The sequence below is a fragment of the Haloferula sargassicola genome (assembly GCF_040362925.1).
Lineage (GTDB): Bacteria > Verrucomicrobiota > Verrucomicrobiia > Verrucomicrobiales > Akkermansiaceae > Haloferula > Haloferula sargassicola.
Window position 1 is genome coordinate 23,237 of record NZ_BAABRI010000031.1, and the last position, 22,788, is coordinate 46,024.

Annotated in this window: 18 protein-coding genes and 1 pseudogene; 7 read left to right on the plus strand and 12 right to left on the minus strand. The window is 64.9% G+C overall.

The features are described from left to right. The first annotated feature begins 134 nt into the window (after positions 1-134). The 4 genes from ABXH26_RS19535 to ABXH26_RS19550 all read left to right on the plus strand — a co-directional run bounded on the left by ABXH26_RS19535 (position 135) and on the right by ABXH26_RS19550 (position 5,569). Positions 135-1,202: a hypothetical protein gene (locus ABXH26_RS19535; RefSeq protein WP_353568790.1), complete on the plus strand. Its 1,068-nt coding sequence runs from the start codon at positions 135-137 to the stop codon at positions 1,200-1,202. Between the two features lie 77 nt (positions 1,203-1,279). Continuing rightward, positions 1,280-2,512 carry a hypothetical protein gene (locus ABXH26_RS19540; RefSeq protein WP_353568791.1) on the plus strand — a complete coding sequence of 411 codons (1,233 nt, stop codon included), beginning with the start codon at positions 1,280-1,282 and terminating at the stop codon, positions 2,510-2,512. 73 nt (positions 2,513-2,585) lie between these two features. Then, the gene (locus tag ABXH26_RS19545) at positions 2,586-4,061 is read left to right on the plus strand and encodes a S1C family serine protease (RefSeq protein WP_353568792.1); all 1,476 of its coding nucleotides are present in this window, start codon (positions 2,586-2,588) and stop codon (positions 4,059-4,061) included. Beyond that, positions 4,058-5,569 (plus strand): S1C family serine protease, encoded by a 1,512-nt coding sequence (locus ABXH26_RS19550; protein WP_353568793.1) that lies wholly within the window; start codon positions 4,058-4,060, stop codon positions 5,567-5,569. The genes ABXH26_RS19545 and ABXH26_RS19550 overlap by 4 nt, the downstream gene beginning before the upstream one ends. A gap of 9 nt (positions 5,570-5,578) precedes the next feature. On the opposite strand, the gene ABXH26_RS19555 is transcribed toward ABXH26_RS19550, so the two are convergent. Together ABXH26_RS19555 and ABXH26_RS19560 are read right to left on the minus strand one after the other, a co-directional pair. Continuing rightward, complete coding sequence (locus ABXH26_RS19555; RefSeq protein ID WP_353568794.1) at positions 5,579-6,034, minus strand: acetolactate synthase; 456 nt, start codon at positions 6,032-6,034, stop codon at positions 5,579-5,581. Between the two features lie 21 nt (positions 6,035-6,055). Beyond that, positions 6,056-7,657 carry an ankyrin repeat domain-containing protein gene (locus ABXH26_RS19560; RefSeq protein WP_353568795.1) on the minus strand — a complete coding sequence of 534 codons (1,602 nt, stop codon included), beginning with the start codon at positions 7,655-7,657 and terminating at the stop codon, positions 6,056-6,058. 113 nt (positions 7,658-7,770) lie between these two features. On the opposite strand from ABXH26_RS19560, the gene ABXH26_RS19565 reads away from it, so the two are divergent. Beyond that, positions 7,771-8,931, plus strand: a complete 1,161-nt coding sequence (locus tag ABXH26_RS19565) for a class I SAM-dependent rRNA methyltransferase (protein ID WP_353568796.1) — start codon at positions 7,771-7,773, stop codon at positions 8,929-8,931. A gap of 2 nt (positions 8,932-8,933) precedes the next feature. Here ABXH26_RS19565 and ABXH26_RS19570 read toward each other — a convergent pair whose 3' ends face one another. After that, positions 8,934-9,446: a hypothetical protein gene (locus ABXH26_RS19570; protein ID WP_353568797.1), complete on the minus strand. Its 513-nt coding sequence runs from the start codon at positions 9,444-9,446 to the stop codon at positions 8,934-8,936. A gap of 84 nt (positions 9,447-9,530) precedes the next feature. Between ABXH26_RS19570 and ABXH26_RS19575 the strand changes: the two genes are divergently transcribed. Together ABXH26_RS19575 and ABXH26_RS19580 are read left to right on the plus strand one after the other, a co-directional pair. Further along, positions 9,531-10,508 carry an SAM-dependent methyltransferase gene (locus ABXH26_RS19575; protein ID WP_353568798.1) on the plus strand — a complete coding sequence of 326 codons (978 nt, stop codon included), beginning with the start codon at positions 9,531-9,533 and terminating at the stop codon, positions 10,506-10,508. Between the two features lie 35 nt (positions 10,509-10,543). Next, positions 10,544-11,260 carry a L,D-transpeptidase family protein gene (locus ABXH26_RS19580; RefSeq protein WP_353568799.1) on the plus strand — a complete coding sequence of 239 codons (717 nt, stop codon included), beginning with the start codon at positions 10,544-10,546 and terminating at the stop codon, positions 11,258-11,260. A gap of 10 nt (positions 11,261-11,270) precedes the next feature. Here the strand turns inward: ABXH26_RS19580 and ABXH26_RS19585 are convergent, their stop codons facing one another. The 9 genes and pseudogenes from ABXH26_RS19585 to ABXH26_RS19625 form a co-directional block, all read right to left on the minus strand. Then, positions 11,271-12,509, minus strand: coding sequence for an MFS transporter (locus ABXH26_RS19585; RefSeq protein ID WP_353568800.1), 1,239 nt, complete (start codon positions 12,507-12,509; stop codon positions 11,271-11,273). A 52-nt stretch (positions 12,510-12,561) separates the two neighbouring features. Further along, positions 12,562-14,589, minus strand: a complete 2,028-nt coding sequence (locus ABXH26_RS19590; RefSeq protein ID WP_353568801.1) for a cytochrome c biogenesis protein — start codon at positions 14,587-14,589, stop codon at positions 12,562-12,564. Next, positions 14,586-15,773 (minus strand): cytochrome c biogenesis ResB family protein, encoded by a 1,188-nt coding sequence (locus tag ABXH26_RS19595; RefSeq protein ID WP_353568802.1) that lies wholly within the window; start codon positions 15,771-15,773, stop codon positions 14,586-14,588. The genes ABXH26_RS19590 and ABXH26_RS19595 overlap by 4 nt, the downstream gene beginning before the upstream one ends. Before the next feature lie 9 nt (positions 15,774-15,782). Continuing rightward, positions 15,783-16,400 carry a putative periplasmic lipoprotein gene (locus ABXH26_RS19600; protein ID WP_353568803.1) on the minus strand — a complete coding sequence of 206 codons (618 nt, stop codon included), beginning with the start codon at positions 16,398-16,400 and terminating at the stop codon, positions 15,783-15,785. Positions 16,401-16,537: 137 nt separating this feature from the next. Next, a pseudogene (locus ABXH26_RS19605) lies at positions 16,538-17,224 on the minus strand (DUF3387 domain-containing protein); the annotation flags it as partial. 69 nt (positions 17,225-17,293) lie between these two features. Then, on the minus strand, positions 17,294-19,870 hold the full coding sequence (locus ABXH26_RS19610; RefSeq protein ID WP_353568804.1) for a S8 family peptidase: 2,577 nt from the start codon (positions 19,868-19,870) through the stop codon (positions 17,294-17,296). A 24-nt stretch (positions 19,871-19,894) separates the two neighbouring features. After that, positions 19,895-20,815: an AAA family ATPase gene (locus ABXH26_RS19615; protein WP_353568805.1), complete on the minus strand. Its 921-nt coding sequence runs from the start codon at positions 20,813-20,815 to the stop codon at positions 19,895-19,897. Then, complete coding sequence (locus tag ABXH26_RS19620) at positions 20,751-21,182, minus strand: hypothetical protein (protein ID WP_353568808.1); 432 nt, start codon at positions 21,180-21,182, stop codon at positions 20,751-20,753. Before ABXH26_RS19620 ends, ABXH26_RS19615 begins: the two co-directional genes overlap by 65 nt. 548 nt (positions 21,183-21,730) lie before the next feature. Then, complete coding sequence (locus ABXH26_RS19625) at positions 21,731-22,477, minus strand: DUF6261 family protein (RefSeq protein WP_353568806.1); 747 nt, start codon at positions 22,475-22,477, stop codon at positions 21,731-21,733. Positions 22,478-22,788 lie beyond the last annotated feature (311 nt).

A 22,788-nucleotide genomic window follows, 5' to 3' on the forward strand; every position in this document is an offset into this window, starting at 1 on the left:
GGCTTGACTCGAACGTCCTGTTAGAAGACAAGCTCTGCCCAACGCCGACCTTATTTCGATGCGTCTTCATCCATTCCACCCATCCCCAGCAAGGCCCGCGGATTCCTGATCGGAACCCGCTCGCCTGCTTGTTGATGGACCCCGCCGCCCCCTTGAGGGCGGCCCCGAATGGAAAACTTGGCCAAGTCGCGCCCTCGTGCCCACCCGGCACCGGCGCGCCCGAGACGAAGATGCTCTACGAAGAACTCGAAGAGCTGCGCGCCTGCCTCCCCGCTGGCCGCACGCTCTTCCACTACGGCAAGGACTGGTATGCCATCCAGCTCCTCCGCTTGACCCTGCGGCAACCGATGGCGGTCGCCGACCTGAAACGCTCGTGCTTTGCAGCACTGCTCGACAAACCGCGCGTCCGGCACTGGCTTGGATCGCTGGGAAAACCCGTGCTCACCGCGACCGATCTCGACCTGCTGTGGCCGGAGGAAACCGAGGCCTTCCGGCTCACGATCGACGCCTTCGACGGCTGGGCGCAGACCAGCCGCGGCGGCCGGCAGTGCTGGAACCTCGTGCTCCAGCTCAACCTCAACACCGCCGATGCCCGTTGGCTGGAACGCCACGGCTACGCCTCGCCGGAAAACGATCCGTTTACCTACCACTGGCATCCGGTGAACGAGGGCCGCCACCGCACTCTGGCGTGGGCGCGGATCGACCTCGACTGGGCCAGTGGCGAGGCCCTGATCGAGGAGATCCAGAACGACCGCCTACGGATCGTTCAGCGTGAATTGCACAACCTCGAACAGTTCGGTGCCCGCCATCGGCTGGGCGATGCCCAAGGTCGCGAGCTCGCCGGCCTGCGGGAGTATTGGCACCACCGCTTGCGGCTCGCGCGGGCCGTATGGGACGAGGCGATGCTCAGCGCCGCGCTCGATCTGATCGTCCGCGAGCTCGGCCTGCGGCGGGTGTTTTACCACACGCCGGAGAGCGGTGCCCGATACAAGGGCTGGGGCGCGGATGGTGCCCCGAGATCGGTCTACACCACCCTGCCGCGGCGCTTCTGCTTCCGCCTCACCGACGAAGCGCCGCGGTTCCTGCGCCGGGTCGCGCGGCGGCGCAAGGCCCCGCGGTTCCACCTCCTCGACCTCACCGCCGGGTGCCTGCCCGGCGGTGGGCAAGCGGAGACCCTCCAGGGCGTGGAGCAAGCCGCCTAGCAAATCGCCGGATCTTGTCGGCGTGGATTGCTCGACCGTGGCGGGATTCCGCCGATCCGGCATATGGCGCGGCCGACATGAAACGACGTACGGCCTGCCTGCTCGCCGGATGGCTCGGGAGCTCGATGGCGTGCAGCTTCGCACGGGAATGCGCCGCACCGGCGGAAACCTCGGCCTGCCCCTGGCTGCCGCCGGGCACGCTTTACGACAACCCGGACAACCCCTTCATCCAGAAGCTGAGCGTCTTCGCCCGCGTCCACTACCAGTACGCGTGGATCGATGGCGAGAGTGGCGGCCACGATTTCTGGTATTCCAATCACGGCGAGATCCGTCGCGTGTGGCCCGGCCTCCATGCCTCGCTGGCCAACGGGGTGCTGGCCGCCCATTACGAGGCGATGCTGGAGGACGACCGCCACCCCAGCCACGGCGACCGCGACCTCAGCTACCTGGCCAATTGGGCGCTCTATCTCGAGTGGGACCTCACCAAGACCTTCTCCCTGGCCGGCGGAAACTGGTGGCTGGGCTATGGAAAACGCTGCCTGCCACTGGCCGAGGAGGTGCTCGATTCCTCGAAGTTCCTGCCCGTGGTCGAGCGCACCGCGATCAGCAACCGCGCCCTGATCACCACCACCGGCGGCTCCGCGCCGCTCGGTGCCTGGATCCGCCACCAGGCCGGGCCCTGGGAAACCTTCGCCGGGCTCTACACGACGGACTCCGCCGCGTATTGGGGGAATTGGGACGACGGCACCGCGGTCGTGGTCGAGACCCAGCGCGACATCTCCGACCTGACGGGCACCGACGCCGCCGTGGCCGCGCTGGCGTTTTACCACACCGATACCGAAGGCCGCGACGAGCGCCTCAGCGGCGACCTGAACTGGCTGGCCTCGGCGTGGGCGATCGTGACCGAGGGCCCGTGGACCCTGCGCGGCAACCTCCTTTTCGGCGAAGCCGACTCGTCAAATCCGCTGCGCGACGGTCGCGTATGGGGAGTCGTGGGCACCCTCGAGCGCTGGCTCATCCAGGACCGGCTGGAGCTGGTCGGCCGTTACCACTACCAAGGCTCGCGCTCGCCGCAGGGGATCGCACCCTACGCCCGCTACATCGGCTGGGCGGTGGCGCAGGAAAACGCACCGCCCGCCCCGTCGGTCCGCGGTGACGAGCAGCACGGGCTTTACCTCGGCCTCAACTGGCTGCTCTGCGGCCACAACCTGAAGCTGCTCACCGGCGCGGAGTGGGACCACGTGAGCTCCGATTCGACCGAGGTCTACGACGGCCTGACCTACTGGATGAGCATGCGGATGTTCTTCTGATCGCGCCGCGGGCGATTTCGCGCTGGCGCTCCTTCCCCCTTGCCTCCGGGCGGGCTCCACCTAGTTTTCGCGCATGCCCCGGCGGTTTCTCGCGCTCCTCACCCTGCTGTTTCTCCCGGCCTACGGCCAAACGAAGATCCCCGACAAACCCGCGGGCGCGCCTTCGGAAATCTACCGCTCCGTGGTGCGGATCGAGTCCGCCATGCAGGTGCCCGACTACTCCGCGCCTTGGAACAGCGGGCGCTTCGGCGGCGGCATCGGCACCGGCTTCATCATCGGGAAAAACAAGATCCTCACCAACGCGCACGTCGTTTCGAATACCCGCCGGCTGCTGATCACCGTCCACGGCAGTCCGGAGAAATACCCGGCCAAAGTGGATTTCATCGCCCACGATTGCGACCTTGCGCTGCTCTCGGTGGAAGACTTCTCGGATTTCGAGGAGTTCCCGGTTTTCAAAATCGGCGGCGTGCCGGAGCTGGAAAGCCAGGTCCGCGTGATCGGCTACCCGATCGGCGGCGAGCGTCTGTCCGTCACCCGTGGCGTGGTCTCCCGCGTGGACTACTCCTCCTACTCCCACTCGCGCGCCGACCAGCATTTGGTGATCCAGATCGATGCCGCCATCAACCCCGGCAACTCCGGCGGTCCGGTGCTGCAGGACGGCAAGGTCATCGGCGTGGCCTTCCAGGGCCGGCGCGATGCCGACAACACCGGCTACATCATCCCCACCCCGGTCATCAACCGCTTCCTCACCGACATCGCCGACGGCCGCTACGACCACTACGTGGACCTCGCCGTTTCCACCTTCCCGCTCTACAACCCGGCGATGCGCAAGGCGCTCCAGCTGCCGGCCGACGGCAACGGCGTGCTGGTCCGCAACGTGATTCCCGAGGGCACCTGTGATGGCATCCTCAAGGCCGGCGACCTGCTGGTGGAAATCGATGGCCACCCGATCGACAGCGCCGGCCAGATCCTGATCGATGGCGCCAAGGTCGAGTTCTCCGAAATCGTCGAGCGCAAGTTCGCCGGCAACAAGGTGCAGCTCCGGTTCCGCTCCGACGGTGCCTGGCACGACCAGGACGTGACGCTCAAGCCGCTGACGCAGAACCAGATGTATGCCATTCAGTATGAAAAGCAGCCGCGCTACCTCGTCTTCGCCGGGCTGGTCTTCCAGCCGCTGGATACCAACCTTTTCGCCACTGAGAAATTCGACAACTACCAGGTCCGCCGGCTCTATCAGGACTACCTTTCCGAAGGCATCTTCCTCGAGCGCCAGGACATCGTGGTGATGACCCAGCTGCTCAACGACACCATCAACAGCCGCCTCGACGAGTTCCAGGGCATGGCCGTCGACAAGATCAACGGCACCCCCGTCACCTCGCTCGACCAGGCCAACGAGTTGCTCAACGGGGAGCCGGAGGACGGTTTCCACGTGATCGAATTCCTCGGCGGCAAGCGGCCGCTGGTGATCCCCGCCGCCGAGGTCGCCGCCGCCAACGAGCGCATCCAGCGGACCTACGAAATCGACCAACTCGTCAATCTCCAGGAATGAACTCACGACTCCTGACCCTCCTCCTCGGTACTCTCGCCCTCGCCTCCTGCGAGCAGCGGGAAACGACCGCCACCCCGAAAGCCCCGCCGGCCCCGGTCGCGGACATTCCGGCGCCCGATCTCACCCACTCCGTGGTCCGCGTCAACACCACCTACCAGCGCTGGAATCCCGGCCAGCCGTGGGAAAAGCTCGATCCCCGCCAACGCCGCTCGCTGGGCGCCGTGATCACCGGCAACAAGGTGCTGACCACTGCCGAGATGGTCGCCGACTCGACCTTCATCGAGCTGGAGAGCACCGACGGCCGCAAGCTCACGCCGGCCACGGTCGAGGCCGTCGATTACGAGGCGAACCTGGCGCTGCTGACCACCGACGATGAGGAATTCACCGAGGACCTTGAGCCCCTGGAGCTGGCCGACATCACCAAGCCCGGCGACGCGCTGGACATCATCCAGATCGAGGACAGCGGCATCCCGCTGCTCACCCACGGCCTGATCCAGAGCGTGGACGTCACCTCCGACTTCCTGCCGGGCCAGTATTTCCTGACCTACGAGCTGAAGGCCTCCATGCAGACGGCGGCCAGCAGTTTCACCCTGCCGGCGCTGCACGAGGGGAAACTCGCGGGCCTGCTCACCAGCTACAGCTCGTCCGACCAGCTCAGCGACATCACCGCCACGGAAATCGTCCGCAATTTCCTCCACGACGCCGCCGACGGCCACTACGACGGCTTCCCGTCGCTGGGCATCGCCACCGCGCCGCTCGATGACCCGAAATTCCGTGGCTGGCTGGGCCTCGAGCCCAAGGATGGCGGCATCTACGTCTCCAGCGTGCTGAAAGGCGGCGCTGCGGAGGAGGCCGGCATCCAAAAGGGCGACGTGATCACCTCGATCGACGGCCACGAGGTCGATCAGACCGGCTATTTCCTGCATCCGGTCTACGGCCGGCTCTTCTGGTCCCACCTCGTGCGCGGGGCCAAGGCCCTGGGCAGCACCGTCCCGCTCAAGCTTGTCCGCGATGGTGAGCCGATGGAGGTGAACGCCACCCTCACCCTGCGCGGCGAGCCGCTGGTCCCCACCGAGACCTTCGGCCAGGATCCCAAGTTCCTGATCAAGGGCGGGCTGGTATTTCAGGAACTCACCCGACCGCTGCTGAAATCCTTCGGCAAGGACTGGATGGAAACCGCGCCGCTCAACCTGCTGGCCCCCTTGGAGAGCCCGGAGGAGTTCGAAGAGCGGATGGATCGCGTGGTGTTTCTCGCCGGGGTGATCCCCACGCCGGCCACGATCGGTTACGAAAGCCTGCGCAACCTGATCGTCCACGAGGTGAACGGCCAGCCGGTGCGCGACATCAAGACGCTCTCCGCCGCCTTCGACCAGGTCCCCGCCGACGGCCTGCACAGCATCCGCTTCGAGGAGGAGGACTTCCCGATCGAGCTCGACGAGAACGTCGCAACCCTGGTCGACGGCCAGCTGCTGCAGCGCGGCATTTCCCGCCTTTCGCGGCTGGAGTGAGGCGATGCCTCAGCGACTCAAGTCGCCCTGGCGCAGCAGCTTGAAGCCCGCGCGATTCAGGAGCTGCATGGCGAAGTCCGGGTCCTCGACGTGCATCGCCAGCAGCGTGTTGCCCTTTTCCGAGGGCATCAGCGCATAGGCGAAGTCGATGTTGGTCTCGCCGACCATCATGGTATCCAGCACCTGCAGCAGGCCGGGTCCGCATTCCTTCAGCGACACCACCACCAGCGGCGAGGTGGTGAAAGGAATGCCCTTTTCGATGAAGATCTGGGTGGTGGTGTCCGGGTCGGTCACCACCAGCCGGGCGATCGTGGCATCGCGCGAGTCCTGGACGCTGATGCCGACCACCTCGATGGCATTGTTCCTCAGGAGCTTGACCAGCGCGGCCAAGGCGCCGGCGCGGTTGTGAAGCATGACCGAGAACTGGGTCACCAATTCGTCCGGTTCGAGCGTGTCGGCATCCATGTCAGCTTGGAAAGATAAGGCTCAACCCTTGGGTCCGACCAGCCGCACGGTCGTCATTTCACCGGAGTCCAGATCCTCCAGCACCAACTGGCTCGGCCGCACGTCATCGACGAGGTACTCGTCGCCATCCTCCGTGCTGAAACGCTGGCCTCGACGGGCGACGTAGTAGCGGCCGCTCGCCGCGTCCTCGACCAGCGCCACCGGCTCGTGCGACAGCGCCGGCAGCCCGACGATCAGGTCGCGCCGGAGTCCGCCATCGCCGTCCTCGACCTCGACCACGGACACCTCGGTCGGCTCGCCGCCGTGTTCCTTGCCGCTTTGCATGCGGCGTTCGATCTTCACCACCTTCAGCTTCGTTCCCGGAATGGTTTCGCCTACGGTCATTTCGTGCCGCTGGCCGCCCACGACCTGGATGGTCGCCACCTCGTCCTGCACCGACTCGACCCGCAAGGGCAGCTCGCGCTGGCGGTACGAGCGCATGACCACCGGGCCGGCGGGCTTTTCGCCGCTCGCGGACGGGCTCTGCCGGGCGGCGGAGGAAAAGGCCGTGCCGCCGCCGGTCGAAGTTTCCGTTTCGGTTTGAGGGCCTCCCGCCCCCGTGGCGGACCGGCCGACCACCGCTCCTTCCAGCTCGCGGGTCTCGGTACCGCCGGAGACCGGCTCGTCGGCCGCCTGGGGGTCGGCATCCCCATCGTCGTTGCTCGCCATTTCAGCCCCACCCCCGGATGCCGCGACCTCGTGGTCCGAGGAAACACGTGCTGCGCTCCCGTCGGCGGGCGGTCCGGGATCGACCACCGCCATCAATTCGGCGGAAAGCTCGGCGGTATCGGCCAGCTCGAAGTCGCCCGCCTCCGGCGCGCCATCGAGCCGCATCGCCACTTCTTCAAAGCCTGCCTCGCGGGCCAGCTCGGCGGCGGTTTTGCCGTCCTGGTCCATGGTCAGCCGGTTGGCGCCGATGGAGAGCAGCATTTCCACCGCCTCCGTCTGCCCCCGCTGGGCCGCCAGCATCAGCGGAGTGCGCCCGTCATCGAGGCGGCAGTAAACGCTGGCTCCGTAGTTCGTCAGTTCGTCGATCACCTCCGCCTGGCCGAGGATCGAGGCCGCCAGCAAGGCGTCATCGAGATCCTCGCGAACGTAAGGCGCCAGCACGGCGACCAGCTCCGGCCGGTTCTCGCGGACGGCCAGCATGAGGGGCTTGTATTGCTCCGCATCCTTGGCCTGCGGGTCCGCTCCCTGCATCAGGAGATAGCGCACCATTTCCGGCGTGGAGCGGATGGTCGCCTCCATCAGCGGCGTGCGCTCCTGCCCGTCGCGGGCATCGACCTTGATGCCTTCATCCAGCAGGTAGTCCACCGCCTTGATCGCCCCGGCACCGGCCGCGGCATGGAGGGCGGTGCGCCCGATGGAGTCCTCTTCAAACACCGACAAGCCGCCGGAGACCATCGTCTTCATCGCCCGGATGTCGTCGCTTTCCGCGGCGCGAAACAGGGCCTCGCGCGACATCTCGTAGCCCGCTTCGTGAACCTGCTCCCGCTCGCCCGCACCGGGCTCCTTTTTGCATCCGGAAAAAGCGAGCGCCGCCGCCACGGGCAACGATGCGATCAGGAACGGGGTCGGCTTCATGCGTGCCAGATACTACGGCCAAGTTAAATATTCAATCCTCATCGTTGACGAGGCCGTCATCTCCATGACTCGCCGCTTGCCACGGTTCCGCCGATGCCATTTCTTTCCCGCCCATGTCCGGTCTTGTCATTGCTCCCCGCGCCCGCCTGTTTCACGGCCATGAATGGGTCTACGCCGGCGAAATCAGAAAAACCTTCGGCGATCCCCAGCCCGGTGAGGTGATCACCCTCAAGGATTTCCGCGATCGCCCGCTCGGGTCCGCGATCTACAACCCCGCCTCGCTGATCGTCGCCCGCCGCTTCTCGCGCCGCCGCCAGGATCTCGATGCCGATTTTTTCCGCCGCCGCATCGGGCGCGCCGTGGACTACCGGCGCCGGATGGCCCTGGATGAAACGCTGTGCCGTCTGGTGTGGAGCGAGTCCGATGGCCTGCCGGGCCTGATCGTCGATCGCTACGGCGAACACCTCGTGGTGCAGGCGCTGACGCTCGGCATGCACCAGCGGCTGGAGCTCATCGCCGGGGTGCTGATCGACCTGCTGTCGCCTGCATCGATCCTGCTTCGCAATGATTCGCCGGTTTTGAAGGCCGAGGGCATTGAGCCTGAAATTCGCATGCTTCATGGGGAAACCCCGGGCAGCTTCGAGGTCACCGCCAACGAGGTCGTGTTCGAGGTGGATTTGCTCGATGGCCAGAAGACCGGCCTCTACCTCGACCAGCTCGGCGCGCACGCCGAGGTCGCCGCCATGGCCAAGGGTCTGCGGGTGCTCGACTGCTTCACCAACCAGGGCGGCTTCGCCCTCGCCTGCGCCCGGGCCGGCGCGGCCAAGGTGACCGCGGTGGACATCTCCGCCCCGGCCTGTGAGGCGACCCGCCGGAATGCCGCGCGCAACGGACTGGAGATCGAGGTCATCGAGCACAACGTCTTCGATTTCCTGAAACACGCGCAGGCCGAGTACGACCTGATCATCCTCGATCCGCCGAGCTTCACCCGGAACAAGAAATCGCTCCACGACGCCATGCGCGGCTACAAGGAGATCCACCTGCGCTCGCTGAAGCTGCTGGAAAAGGGCGGCCTGCTGTCCACCTACTGCTGCTCGCACCACGCCAGCCGGGAGGCCTTTCTCGACAACCTCGTGGCCGCCTCCGTGGATGCCAAAAAATCGCTGCGCCTGCTTTCCGAGCACCACCAGCGGGCGGACCATCCGGTGCTGCCGGCGCTGCCGGAAACGAGTTACCTCAAGGGCTTCACCGTGGAGGTCATTCCGAGCATCTGACTTCACGCCCGCGGCCGCACGCCGGCGCTCTCCGCGCCTTCTTCCACGGCGGGCGTGGAGGGATCTTCGGCCACTTCGTCCGCGCCCTCCGGCACGCGGAAGTACTTCTTTTCCTCGGCCGGGAAATCCGGGTCCTGCACCAGGGTGCCGGCCGCGATGCCACGGACATCGACGAGCTTTCCCGAGAACGGACTGACGATGTAGCCCGGCTTGCCCTCGGCGGGCTCCGCGACGGGGATGGCCACCGGAGTCGCGGGCTTGTCGGGACCGGTGCCCGGCTCGGTGGCCGCCTCCGCCTCGCCGGTGGCCGGGTCCTTGCCGGCCTCGGCGGGCTTGTCGGGCTTCTTGGCCGTCTCGCCGGTGTTGGCGATCCGCTCACCCATTTCGTCGAGCGAGCGACCCACTTCCTTGAGCACCTCGACCGCGGCCGGGTCCTTTTTGCCGGGAGGAGTCGGCGCCTCCGGCGATTCCGCCGGGGGATCGCATGCCACCGCCAACAAAACACCGGCGAACATGACCCAAACCATTCTCATCCTAGCCAACACTCGTCGAAGCATTAGCGTCGGGTCAAGAACCTCTCGTTCAACGATTTTCAAGAAATGCCGGATTTCTCTTCCTTTCCGTGGCCCGTGGATGGCGGAGCCCTGCGCTTCGACGAGTTCATGGCCGCCGCCCTTTACGATCCGGCCCTCGGCTACTATGGACGCCGTATTCGCGAGGTCGGGCGCCGGGGCGACTTCTCGACCAGCGCCTCGCTCGGTGGCCTGCTCGGCGAGGCGGTGGCGGCGTGGGCCCGAGGAGCGATGAAATCGACCGGCTGCCGGGACCTGATCGAGCTCGGACCCGGCAACGGCACGCTCGCCCGCCAGGTGCGGGAGTCGTTTCCCTGGCATCGCCGGCCGCGGCTTCACCTCGTCGAGCGCTCCCCCGCCCTGCGCGCGATCCAGCAGCAAACGCTCGGCGCGAAGGCCAGCTGGCACGACAGCCTGACGGCCGCCCTGGCCGCCTGCGGGGGCCGGGCCTGCGTTTACTCGAACGAATTCGTCGATGCCTTTCCCGTCCGTCGTTTTCGCAGGGAACCGACAGGCTGGGCCGAGCAGTTCGTCCTGCCGGACGCGTCGCTCTGGCGGCCGTGTCCGAGCCTCCCCTCCTCCTCGATCTTCGAGCGCGACTGGCCACCGGGCCACGTGGTCGAGGTGCACGACAGCTTCCACCACTGGCTGCGGCAAAACCTGGCCGGCTGGAAGTCCGGGCGGATGTTGACCATCGATTACGGCGACGAAATCCACGGCCTCTATCATCGTCAACCCGGCGGCAGCCTGCGGGCCTACTTCCATCATCAATGTCTCACCGGCCCCGAGGCCCTGGCCCGCCCGGGGCACCAGGATCTCACGGCCGACGTGAATTTCACCGACCTCGCCCGCTGGCTGGCGCCGGTGGCCGCACGGGTCTCGCTGAAATCTCAGTCCGCCTTCCTCGCCGACCATGCCGACAACTCGGGAGCGGATCGTTTTCTCGCCGATCCCGATGGTGCGGGCGGAGCATTCCTGGTTCTCGACATGGAGTGCCGATTATGAAATCGGCATCCGCGGAATCCACGCTATCCTCCTCCATGCGCATCCTTCTTCTCATCCTCGCCCTCGCCGGCCACGTCGTCGCTTTCGAGCTGCCGGCTCCCTCGCGCCAGTGCGTGGTAGGCATCGCCGATGGCTGGAACGATTCCCACGTGACCCTCACCGCCTACGAAAAGCGCGGCGGCCAGTGGCAGAAGGTCATGGGTCCGTGGCCGGGTCGTCTCGGAAAAAACGGCCTCGTCTGGGGTGCCGGCATCAGTCCCGCGGAGGGCCAGCGGACCAAGCGCGAAGGCGATGGCCGCGCCCCGGCCGGCGTGTTCCGGATCGGCGGCGCATGGGGCTACGATGCCACCATTCAGAAGGACCCCAAGTTGTTCTACCGCCGGATCACCTCGCGCGACCTGTGGGTGGAGGATTCGAAATCGCCGAGCTACAACCGGCATGTGGTGCTCGATCACGAACCCGCCACCGCGTGGGAAAGGAAGCAGCAGATGCGGCAAAACGACCACGCCCACTCGCTCAAGCTCTTCATCGGCCACAACTCCCCGCCCCAGGTCGTCCCCGGTGCCGGCAGCGCGATTTTCTTCCACATCTGGCGTGGCGGAGGATCGAAGCCCACGGCCGGCTGCACGACCATGCCCGAGGAAAAACTCCGCCAGCTGATCGCGTGGATCGATCCCGACCAGCAACCGCTCTACGTCCTGCTGCCGAAGGCGGAATACGCCCGCTTGCGGGCGGAGTGGAAACTGCCGTAGCGATCGATCTTCACCAAGACGACCTCCCGCTCCGGGGCCCGGTGCCCACGTAGGCCACGGAGAAGCCGATCGTCAGCAGCAGCAGAAATCCGCCCAGCGCCGCCCAGAACATCGCCCAGCCGCCGTGTCCGGCGGTCACCGTGTGGTCGTACCACGCCCGCACTGCGAAGGTGCCCGCGAGGCTGCCGATGCCGCTCGAAAACAGCGCGATGAGCCCCTGCGCCTGGCTGCGGACCTCCACCGGCACCCGCCGGTCGAGGAACAACTGCGCGGTGATGAAATACAGCGTGTAGCACAACCCGTGCAGCGTGACGCCGGCGATCAGGCCCGTTTTCGCCCCGCTCCATCCGCTCCAGGCAAACAGCCCGTAACGCAGGGCGGTGAGCGCCAGCGACACCACCAGCAGCGTCTTCACCCGGAAACGCCGGAGCAGCACGGCGACCACCAACATCGCCACCACCTCGCTGATCTGCCCCAGCGCCATGGTCGCCGCCACGTGGCCGTCGCCGGTTTCCGCGAGGTGCTTCGGCGTCCACATGTAGAAGGCCGTCAGCGGCATCGAAAGCAGCGCCGTGGTCACGAAAAACACGGCGTGATCCCGCTCCTTCAGCAGCCGGAAGGCATCGATGCCGAACAAGGTCCGCAGCGACCTCGACCGCCCGAGCGGTGGGGTCGCCGGCAGGGAAAAGCAAAACAGTCCGCCGGCCAGACGGGCCAGCGCGCCGAAGTAGCCGGCCATCGGCGAGGTGTCCGCCCGGATCACGAAGCTCAGCAGCAGCCCGGCCACGATCCAGCCCGCGGTGCCGCCCATGCGCACGATCGGGAACTCGTTTTCGCCCGACCGCAGGTGGACCAGGCACAGGCTGGCCATCATGCTCCACAAGGGCGCGCCGACGATGGCGCTGGCGTACTCGAGGACGATGAACCACTCCTTCGGCCAGTCCGTTTCCAGCACCCGGAACGAGGCCGCGAGCAGCACCGCGCTGAGGATACCGAGCCAGCCGAGCACCTTCTGGCCGGCGAAACGATTGTCCGCCAAGGAGCCGACGAAGACCGGCGAAATCATCGCCGCCAGCGGCCCGGCAAGCCAGGTCCACTGCACGAAGCTGCTGTCGAGGCCCTGCGCCGTGAGGATGTTCGTCAGCGCCGGGTAGTAAAAGCCCGGCGACATCCCGATCAGGAAAAACGCGCTCCACAGCCGGCCGATCACGGCCGGCGGGGTGGACGGAGCTTTTCCGCGGGAACTCACGCGGCGAAGCTATCGGCCCCCCGGCCCCCGGCAAGCCCGGCCCCTCCCGGACCTAGTGACTCTCCGTTTTCCGCGCCGGCGGAAGCTCCATGGACTCGCTCCGCGCGCTGCGGCGCTGGGTGGCCTCCACCGCCTTCGCCACCAGTCCGAAGGCGATCAGGGCACCGACCGTCGCGTAGAGCAACTTGATGTAGCCGGCTCCCTCGGCGAAGCCATAGCTGTGCAGGCCGGTGTTGAGCGTGTTCACGTTCCACCAGGAAAAGGTCACCACGGCCGCCATGAAGATCGCCGACAGGTGGATGCCCCATTCCTTGATGTAGCCACCCAGCCGCGCGTGAAGGATGGCCAGGTTCGCCAGCACGATCATCAGCGCTCCGTTTTCCTTCGGATCCCAGCCCCAGAAGCGGCCCCACGAATCGTTCGCCCAGATGCCGCCGAGCACGGTGCCGACCAGCGACAGGAAAAGCGTGACGCAGACCATGCCGTAAACCGCCCGCGTCAGCGAGCGCCGCAGCGACTTGTCGCCGCCATCGAGCCGGAGCCCGCGCAGCAGCACGTAGATGATGCCCAGCACCGCGGTGATCAGCCCGCTGGCATAGCCGAGCACGATGGTGATCACGTGGATGGTCAGCCAGTAGTTCGAGCGCAGCACGGCGACCAGCGGGTCCATGTGGTCGCGCGCCTCGCCGACCTCGAACAAGCGCGCCAGCAGGATCAACAGCACTCCCACGATCGGCATCATGCCGAGCGCGAAGCGCCGGCGCGTGAAGGCCTCGATGATCGAGCCGAAGGCCACCACCGCGGCGGTGATGAAGATGATGGTGTCGTAGAGGTTGCCCACCGGCGGCCGACCCATGATCAGGCAGCGCTTGGTGATCGGGATGAGCACCATCACCCAGCCGGTGGCCGTGGCGGCCCACACGGTCCAGGACAGCACCTTGCTCGGCAGGCCCCGGGTCATCCACATCGCCATCGCCAGCAGCGTGCCGAGGAGGAAGTACACCAGCGCGTGGAGCAGCCAGTTGCGTCGGTAGTATTCGGCTTCCAGCGGCACCTTGTCGTATTCGCCCCGCGCCTCGGCGCGGGAAACGAGGTCGTCCTTCAACGCGCCCAGCTCGGTCCGGAAGTCGGCTTCGGAATCGTAGATCGCACGGGACGCTTTTTCGATATGCTTGATGTCGGCGATCGAGCCCTCGACGTCGCGCGTCTTCATCTCCATCACGTTCATCACCCGCTCGCCGGGGCTCAGCCATTTATCGTCCTCCGCGTTGGCCGGGGGAAACAGGAACAGCCCGGCACTGGAAGCGTTGGCGCCATCGAACACCTGCTGCAGCAGATTGCGGACATGAGGCGGGATCTCGCGGCCCTGGGTCTGCGCATCCTGAAGCACCTGCCGGATCACCGGAGCGGTGGCCATCACCTCGGCCACCCCGGTGTATTTTTCCTCCCCGGCCTCGTCTCCGGAACCGCTGCCGATCGGCATCATCCGCAAGCCCGTGCGGGCCATCGAGAACACCCCGAGCAACTGCTCGTAGTTGTGAAAATTCTCGCCCAGGTCGAGGAGCTGCTGCTCCTGCGGCGTGCGCTGTTTCTTGGGAATCTGGTTGTAGCCCTGCGCCAGCTCGAAGAGCCGGTCGCGGCCCGGCAGGATTTCCTCGTAGCTGTAACGGTCCCGCTTTTCCCGAGCCTCCACCCCGATCGCGGTGAGCACGGCCGAGTCATCGATCCGGAAGGTCGGCTCCTCGACCGCGAACTGGGGGCGGAAAAAAATGTCCAGCATCCAGGCGAGCGGCTTGATCCGGATCGCCTTGCCGCCTTCCTCCGCCACGATCTTCATCGAGCGCGCACCGTGGATCCGCAGCATCGTGAAGCCGGCGTAGGTCACCAGCGGCTTGACCCGGCCTCCGTCCTGCACCGGGATCGACTCCGCCAGGTCCAAGGTCTCCTGCTGCCACGGCGTGTAGCCCTTCACCACGCGTTCCGACGACGGCGGCCGCGCATCGCGGGCGGCGGTGACCAGCACGCCGACGAAGGCGAGCATGCCGAGAATGAAAAGGATCCAGCGGGCGGGGCGGTTCATGCTTCCTGGGGTTGGCGTCGGCCGGCTCCGCCGGCGATGAAGATGACGAGCTTGGTGATGAAGTGGATGAGCAGGCCGGCGGTCACAAGATAGAGCGAATACTCCGGCCATTTGTCAGCGGGATTGGAGACGACCTCGAAGCCCGAGAATTCCGGCCCCTGGTTCATCTGCGCGGCACCGCTCATGGTGCGTTGGAAAAAGGTGAAGCCGCCGTAGCGCATCGGCTCGTTCATCGAGATCTCCACCGGCACCGTGGAGTCGCCGATGCGCTCGATCGAGCTGCTGAACGACTTCGGCCGCATCGAGTTCGGATAGTACTCCGCCACCGCGTCATCGAGCTTCACCGTGTAGGGCACCGGAATGGTTTCCTTCACCAGCCGGATGCCGAAGGTCCGGCCGTCCACCTCGACCTTGCGCGGCGGGTAGCTCTCCTGGCCCGTGCTGACCGGCGGGACGGCCAAAATGAAGGCCTCGCCCGTGGTGCCATCCTTGTTGACCACCCGCGCGACACAGGCCGGAGCGTTCATTTCACCCTCGGTCTCCAGCGGCATGGGGCGCAGCATCCATTGGTCGCCTTCCTTCCGCACCACGCCGTTGGCCTGCCAACCGGTGATTTCCAGATTGAAGGGCAGCGTTTGAAAATCGAGCACGCGCGTGTGATCCGGCTTCAGCCCGCGCAGGTCGGGCTCGTTCGCGACCGCCACCTCCCCGGTGGGCTTGCCGTCGTCGAATTCGATCACCTCGACGCTCGGCTTGTTCAGCGAGACCGCGTAGTCGGCCTGTTCGCCCTCGATCAGGAACATCACGCCGCGCTTTTCGAAAAGCTGGGCCACCCCGCCGGCGGCGACCATGAAGACGATGGAAAAGTGGGCCAGCAGCACGCCGGCAGTCTTCCATCCCTTGCGCGCGCGGATCAGGCCGCCGCAGATCATATTCACCAGCAGCAGCGCGCACACCCAGTAGCCGCCGGGCAAGGGCACCAGCAGCGATTTCCCGTGGATCTCCGGGATCAGGTACCAAGAGGACCAGTGGAAATACTTCCGCAGGGTGGCCAGCAGGCCGGCGTCGACCATTTCCAGCGTGGCCAGCCAGGTTTCCACGCCCAGCAGGACCAGCAGCGTGGTCGCCAGGCCGTAGCCGGAGAGGAATTTCCAGAGAGAGACGGGAAAAGACGTGCGCTTCATGGGGCGGAATCAGGAGGCCGGCTTCAGATCAGCGAGAAACTGGCGGAGATTCGTTTCCTCCGCCGCCACCGCCGCGGCCGGACCCATCATCTTTACGGTCAGGATCTCGCCGTTTTTCTCCAGCACCACGCCTCGCAGCGACCAATCGTCCTTCGCCTCCGCCCCCATCGCGCCGCCGAAGCGACCGTCGGCGGCGACCCAGACCCCCTCGTAGCCGGCGGACTGGGTGGTTTCCAGGCCATCGAGGCTGGTCAGCGCGGGCTTGTCGAACTGACCGAGCCAGCGGTTCACATTCTCCAGCACGCCGCCACGGCTGGCGGAAACATACACCTCGCCAGCCTCGCCGAAGGTGTAGTTGAGCAGCCGGAACATGCTCGCGGGCGCCTCTTTCCAGCCGTCCGGCACCGAGCCGGCCACCACGGGCGAGGCCGCCGGCGCGCCACCGGCCATCATGTTGCCGGGCATCTGCGGCATCGAGTTGGCAAATCGCGCGTCGTCGTCCGCGGTCGGCTTCAGGTTTTCGTCACGCATCGTCTGCTGACGGGTTCCATCCACCGTCACTTCCTCGCGTTTCCCGCAGGCCGAGAGGACCACGGAAACGGCCAGCAGCGTCATCCAGCGCTTCATGCCCCGCCCGATAGCCCTGCTTTCCCCCTCAAGCAAGTCCTACCGGGCACCCGCCAAGTGGCTGCGGCGGCCCGCCGCAGGCCGTGGTGGAAGCGGCCCGCTTCCTCTTCCGCTCCCCGCTCCCCGCTCACCCCCGCCGCACCCAGCAGCTCCGCCTGCGCCAGCACCGTCTTCACCGCGTCGGCTTGAAGATCCGGTGGATACCCATACTTCCTCAAAATCGACTTCACGATCACCTTGATCCTCGCCCGCGCGCTGACCCGCAGCGTCCAGTCGATCATCACGCTCTTCCGCACCATCGTGATCAGCTCGGCGGCGATCACCTTCAGTTTGTCGTCGCCCATCGCCCGCACCGCGCTCTCGTTGGCGGCGAGGGCGTCGTAGAAGGCCACCTCGTCATCCGTCAGGCCGAGGTCCTCGCCGCGTTTCGTGGCGGCGTCCATTTCCTTCGTCAGCTTGATCAGCTCCTCGATCACCTCCAGCGTGGAGATCGCCCGGTCGTGGTAGGCGTTCAGCGGCTTCCGGAGCAACTCCGCCGCCACGTTCTTGTGCTTCAGCCCGCGGACCTCGGCGAGAAAGCCGTCACTGAGGATGCTGATGTCGGGCTTTTGGAGGCCCGCCGCAGTGAAGACGTCGATCACCTCGCCCTCGGTGGTGATCGCTTTGCTCACCAGTTGCCGGATCGCCGCGTCGATCTGGTCCGGGCTCTTGCGATTCGTGCCGCTCTGTTTGTTCAGCGCCGCCTGGAGTGCTTGGAAATACGAAACGTCGTCGCGGATCGCCACCGCCTCGTCGCTGGCGGCACGGAACTCGATGGCTCTGGAATCATTGCCTGCAAGTTTTGACCGAGGAGAGAATTACGAAGGCTTGATCGGCAGGGTCTTGCGACACGGCTAGAAAATTTCGACCTCGGTCGCGGTCTCCGCTTCGATCCTCCCACGAATCTCAGCCTGAACGGCGGCATAAACGGGCAAATCAATGTCCAGCGACTCGAAGGACACCACGAGGCAATACCGGGCCAATCCGCCACCCTCTTTGTGGTTCCACCCGACATGCGCCCGGACTGCGATACAGAATGCCTCAGGCAGTTCATTCGCCTGCAGCACCATCCAATCCTTTTGAACGGATCCCTTGTCCCTGCTGGTTTCGACCTCTCCGTGCTGGGTGTTTTGGTGAATCTTCCACGGGAAGCCCGGAAACTCGTTCTTCCTCTTCCCTTCCATCCGTTCCGCAAACCGATCGGCTGGCTCATCGCGTCCGCTGGCCCGCCAATCCAACCACGTTTCCAAGTAGCCGGTCCTGCGAGACCGGGTCCGCCGTGGGCTGGCGGTGTATGCAAGGGTCACATCCACCCGGATTCTCCCTTCCAATGCGGCACCACGAATGCTCTCGGGGACGCGGATACGATAGAGGTGATAGTGCTTGCTCCAAATCTCCTCCGCTTGCTCTGTGATCAGGGTCACGCGGTTGGGAGTATTGCTTGTCGCGCGCTCGATCGAAGGCAGCCCGTATCCAATCAGCCGGAGAACCTTGTCACGGTCGGGCTCAAATTCGGCCCATTCTGGCCATCGGGCGCTCTGAACGATGAGTGCCCGATAAAGCTGGGATGAAGCCGTGGGGAAGATAGCCTGAATCTGTGCCGCAATATGGGCGACCTTGGGAGTCGAAAAGGAAGTGCCCACATCATCGAGGGAAATCGCTGGCTGGCCGTGCATGGTACTGGCGACAAGCTCAGGTGACGTTTCCGTTCGGGTTGGCATGATCCGCGTCAGCGGGATTTCGTGAATCCGGTCCCCCCCGAACTCGACCACCTCAGGTTTTACCACGTTCCACAGGGGAGAGTGGCCGCCGCGGGAGAATGCCGATGGATGGCCGACATGCTGCGCGAACGACTGGCGGGTTCCATCATTAAATACAGCGTGTGCCACCGACCCAACCGTGAGCGCATGCAGGCTTTGCCCGGGACTAGCAACTTTGGACGAATCGTCCAGAAGTTGATCGGGGTGCGCGCCTCCAGCGTGCAAAACGCCGTAAATCGCCGGAGGCTCCACATTGCCCGGCGCCTGCACGAACAGAAGGTCGTGGCGATGGGCAAGATCATCGATCTTTGCCGCCCACGAGCACATCCGCTTGGAAGCGCATGGTGACTCTGCCGCAATCGAATGATTGAAAATTCGGGTCGGCTTCTCCCCGCTGTGGTAGTGCGCCACCACCTGAGTTAGGTAGCTCTCAGGAGGTAGTGAAATCGGGATTTTGCACGAAGAATCGAGAACCCGAGCGTTTTGGATCCATGCGACAGGTTGGTAGGCTCCCGATTTTGGAATCTCCCGCGGATACAGCACTGCACCGGCAACACGAGTTCCATGCCCTCTAGGATTCACAAAGTCCGCCACATCGTCGTCTTGATCCTCGGGGATGAAGCATCGGCTCGTTGCGGTATCGATTGCCGGGGCGAGCCATCTGTGTCCCTCTTCGATGCCACTGTCGATCACGCAGACCTTAGGCGCGGTCTCGGAAGGAGCGAGGAGTTCGAACTCAAGATCCACCGCCGCCAGCTCGGGAGAACCCGGTAGAAATGATACGTCGGGAGGCAAGGACACCTCGAAGAGATGAGGGGAGTTTTCGACGAGGTCTCGGAAGCCGGAACCAGACATGCGGATCCGAACCTCGATGCTGTCCGGGAATACGATGCCGTGTCGTGTCTCCCGTGCCTCGGCATGCGTCATTCCGTCCATAACCTCGCCGTTGTAGTGGCGGACAATCGCTTCCAACTCCCGGTACCGCTCGTCTGCCGCCTCCATCCACTGCTCCTCGGCGCGGATGTGATCAGCGAGCCTCACTTCGGCTACTTGGCGGGCATGTTCCTCAACACTCTGATCCCTGTGTCGCCTAGGACGTCTGGTCCATTCCCACTCCCGCGTGCTTGCTGACGTTTGGACTCCGACATCAAAGGTGTAGATTGTCGCGTCGTCAAAGGGCCAGGCCTGAAGAACAGACCCGACAAGCAATTCCGCGAGTTTACGGTCGTCGGCCCCATCTTCGAAAACCTCCAGGACACTGGCAGCACCGCCCCCGCCACGGGCATCGATCGCGAATCTCGCCAAAACCTCCTCGAAGCGATCCAAATCCAACGTATCGCTTGCGGCGAACATCAGTCCGCTTTCCGTCTCGGCGACCAATTCGATGCCGAGCGCGTGAGCCAGCGCATCGACATCGGTGCCTTCGGGAACCCGCAGGATGAAACCCTTCCCCCTCAGTTCAGGCAATCCGACCGCTCTCCTCGCTTCATCGGTCGCTCGTGCCGCAGTACGCAGTGTGGAGAGTTGCCCTCGCAATCTTCCCACATGCCCCGGCCGGTCAGCCTTCGCGGCGGCAGACTCCTGATCCTGCCCGCGACCACCGTTGAAGGAGGCCTCGTATGGCCCCTCATAGCTCCAGTGAAGATGTGGAAAGTCGATGGATTCGGGCATGGGTGCAGGAGGCGATGGAATGTATCACGGAGCTTGATGATGACGTTCGTGAATTTCGGCCAAGGCGAAGCGCATGTCCGATTCCGTGACCTTTTTGCGCCCTTCGAGCACCGCGTGTTTGGCGGCGTTGCGGGCGATCTGGGTGACCTCCGAGCACGACATCCCGTCCATTTCCAATGCGATGGTCTTCCACGGCATGGATTTCTCCGTGGTCACGCCCGAGAGCGACGTGCGAAGAATTCCGTCGATTTCCGAGGCGGAGGGCAGTGGTATCCTCAAAACCTCGTCAAAGCGGCGGATCAGTGCCGGATCGAGAGCGGAGTCCAGATTGGTAGCTGCGATCACGAGTCCATCTCCATGGTAATCCTCCAGCATCTCAAGCAGGGCATTGGTGATGCGGGTGGCTTCCCCTACGTCATTGCGCTCGGTGCGCGAACGCGCAAGGGTGTCACACTCGTCGAGGAAAAGGGCGCACGGCGTGGCCTGTGCTGCATCGAATACCTTGCGGAGATTAGAATGGGTCTCCCCGAAGTAAGAAGAAAGAAGGGTATCGAAGCGAACCTTGAGAAGCGGCAACCCGGTGTTGAAGGAAAGGCGTTCCGCCGCAAGGCTCTTTCCACATCCCGGAGGACCGTGAAGCAAGACTCTGCGCCGAGGCTGTAGGCCGTGGAGAGCTAGTCGAGTCCGGGCGGCGAACTCTTTCTCAATGCGGTGGAGGCGGTGCTCGACGGACGGCGGCAACACCATGGCGTGCCGCAGTTGATCGCGGGGCACCTCCTGAAGGAGCGGAGCCGAATCCCTCTTGCTGGTGGGTAGCGCCGAAAGCTCCCGGGGAGCGGTCGGGTGAGCCGCCGGGCGTCCCAGGATTCGCTCTAATTCCTCAGCCACCCGGTTGTGGCCGGCCTTTTTTTCCTCTTCCACCACCTTGCGGCACAGCACCTCCATATCCGACCCGGAACCGGATTGGATTGCGCGGAACAAACGCTTGAGAAGTTGGGAGTTCATTGCCTGAAGGAGAGAACAAATTATTTAAGCGTTTGAGAACCTCAAATGGGCAGCCTTGCCGCAGGGGGGTAAAGTTGGCGAGCATTTCCACCAGCAGGCGAACGACGCAGGAGGGCGCGTAGAATTGATTGGCGCCCCCGCGCCAACCCTTCGGGCTCCCGATGGTCGTCCATGTCGCTCCGCTCCGTTCCGCCGCGTTCATGTTGTTGCGGAGCTTGTCGGCGGTGAGCCAGAGCTTGGCCTCGAAGCCGAGGTGGGGGGCGGAGTTTTTCTTGGCGGATTTCGCGGCGCGTTTGCGGGCTGGCACGAGTGGAGGTTAGAGAAATGCCATCTCCGATGGCAAGGTCCGTGGGTGTTCGCGTGGCCTTTCCGCTCTGAAACATCCGAGTCCTTTTCGCGCGGCACATCCATTCACCGTGCGATCCTGAGGTGATCCATTTTCTGAGGAAGGAACCCCGGTTTCGGGATGATCAGATCGACATCGCTTGGGACATGGGAGACCGCGAACCTCTACCCGGCTGACAGGGTGCGAGGGGGGCAAAACCAGCGGGTTGGGCGGTCTGACACTTTGCAGGAGCGAAAAACCGCGGGGTTTGCGCGCCTGACGGAGTGCCAGGAGGGCAAAACCGGCGGAGTCGGCTGCCTGACACTCTGCGGGAGCCAAAACCCGCGGGGTTTAAGCACCTGACGGAGTGCGAGGACGGCAAAACCGGCGGGTTCGGCGGCCTGACACTCTGCGGGAGCGAAAACCCGCGGGGTTTGAGTGCCTGACGGAGGATGAGGCTGCCTAACCCCCCGGGGTTTGACGATTCAAGCGGAAGGGCGGCAGGCAGGAGAGGCCTGCCTCCCGGGCGTTCATGCCTGCGGCGCCGGGTTCTCGCCCTCGGTGGTGCTTTTGATCTTGGTGCGGCGCGCCAGGGCCGGGGCCATCAGTTGGGTGATGACTTCGTCCATGGGCCCGATCGCCTGGGTGAGCGCGGGGGTCGGATCGAGGTCGTTCCAGGTGGCGAGGTTGGAGAGCAGGAGATTGAGGTGCCGCTCCAGGCGCGGGCGATGCTCGGCGATGGTGGGCAGTTCCAGCCCGCCCTCGGTGGCGGCCTTGTCCGCTTTGAGTCCTTCGAAAGCCGTCTGGGCCTGCTCCATCTGGGCGAACAGCGGGGTCAGGCTCAAGGTGACGAGATCCGCCGTGGAAACCGAAGATTGAAGGTCCTCGATGAGTTCCTCCATTTTGCCGCTCTGGCGATTGTAGCCGAGACGATGGAGGGTGTTGCCGTGGTGGTCGAAAATCTCCTGAAGCCGGGCGGCGGCGGCGGATTGTTCGGCCGTGGCGATGGGGTTTTTGGCCCAGGAGCCGACGAAGTCGCGCAGGGCGACAAAGGCGGCATCCCGCAAGGTGTCCCCCTCTTTGAGGAGGCCGGTGAAATCGCTTCCCGACTTGCGGGACGCGGCGAGTACGATGGCGGCGCGATCCTGTTCGATGGCCTCGCCGATCTTCTCCAGCAAGGTCTGGCCGCTGAGAAGCGGACCGTAGATGGCGGCGAGACGCAAGGCGGCGGTGGTGAGCTCCTCGGTGGTCAACAAGGTGGTATGGAGGGGTATCATGATGTTTGGATGCGATTGGGAAGGGAAGATGAGTCACCGATTGAAGGGAGCATGAGGGCATGCGTTTCGTGGCTCATCTTCCCAGTTATCGCCAAGGGAACGAGGCCGGAGGGAAGAGGCCACGTCTATCCACTCATTTCCTCCGCGAGACATGTGATAGATAGGACTCGAAAGGTTTCCTATAGTCCGTGGTCCGTGGTCCGTGGTCCGTGGTCCGTGGTCCGTGGTCCGTGGTCCGTGGTCCGTGGTCCGTGGTCCGTGGTCCGTGGTCCGTGGTCCGTGGTCCGTGGTCCGTGGTCCGTGGTCCGTGG

Excerpts from the sequence above, each read along its gene's own strand:
- ABXH26_RS19535 (WP_353568790.1), top strand. The coding sequence starts at position 135 with ATGGACCCCGCCGCCCCCTTGAGGGCGGCCCCGAATGGAAAACTTGGC.
- ABXH26_RS19540 (WP_353568791.1), top strand. The coding sequence starts at position 1,280 with ATGAAACGACGTACGGCCTGCCTGCTCGCCGGATGGCTCGGGAGCTCG.
- ABXH26_RS19545 (WP_353568792.1), top strand. The coding sequence starts at position 2,586 with ATGCCCCGGCGGTTTCTCGCGCTCCTCACCCTGCTGTTTCTCCCGGCC.
- ABXH26_RS19550 (WP_353568793.1), top strand. The coding sequence starts at position 4,058 with ATGAACTCACGACTCCTGACCCTCCTCCTCGGTACTCTCGCCCTCGCC.
- ABXH26_RS19555 (WP_353568794.1), bottom strand. The coding sequence starts at position 6,034 with ATGGATGCCGACACGCTCGAACCGGACGAATTGGTGACCCAGTTCTCG.
- ABXH26_RS19560 (WP_353568795.1), bottom strand. The coding sequence starts at position 7,657 with ATGAAGCCGACCCCGTTCCTGATCGCATCGTTGCCCGTGGCGGCGGCG.
- ABXH26_RS19565 (WP_353568796.1), top strand. The coding sequence starts at position 7,771 with ATGTCCGGTCTTGTCATTGCTCCCCGCGCCCGCCTGTTTCACGGCCAT.
- ABXH26_RS19570 (WP_353568797.1), bottom strand. The coding sequence starts at position 9,446 with ATGTTCGCCGGTGTTTTGTTGGCGGTGGCATGCGATCCCCCGGCGGAA.
- ABXH26_RS19575 (WP_353568798.1), top strand. The coding sequence starts at position 9,531 with ATGCCGGATTTCTCTTCCTTTCCGTGGCCCGTGGATGGCGGAGCCCTG.
- ABXH26_RS19580 (WP_353568799.1), top strand. The coding sequence starts at position 10,544 with ATGCGCATCCTTCTTCTCATCCTCGCCCTCGCCGGCCACGTCGTCGCT.
- ABXH26_RS19590 (WP_353568801.1), bottom strand. The coding sequence starts at position 14,589 with ATGAACCGCCCCGCCCGCTGGATCCTTTTCATTCTCGGCATGCTCGCC.
- ABXH26_RS19595 (WP_353568802.1), bottom strand. The coding sequence starts at position 15,773 with ATGAAGCGCACGTCTTTTCCCGTCTCTCTCTGGAAATTCCTCTCCGGC.
- ABXH26_RS19600 (WP_353568803.1), bottom strand. The coding sequence starts at position 16,400 with ATGAAGCGCTGGATGACGCTGCTGGCCGTTTCCGTGGTCCTCTCGGCC.
- ABXH26_RS19610 (WP_353568804.1), bottom strand. The coding sequence starts at position 19,870 with ATGCCCGAATCCATCGACTTTCCACATCTTCACTGGAGCTATGAGGGG.
- ABXH26_RS19615 (WP_353568805.1), bottom strand. The coding sequence starts at position 20,815 with ATGGAGGTGCTGTGCCGCAAGGTGGTGGAAGAGGAAAAAAAGGCCGGC.
- ABXH26_RS19625 (WP_353568806.1), bottom strand. The coding sequence starts at position 22,477 with ATGATACCCCTCCATACCACCTTGTTGACCACCGAGGAGCTCACCACC.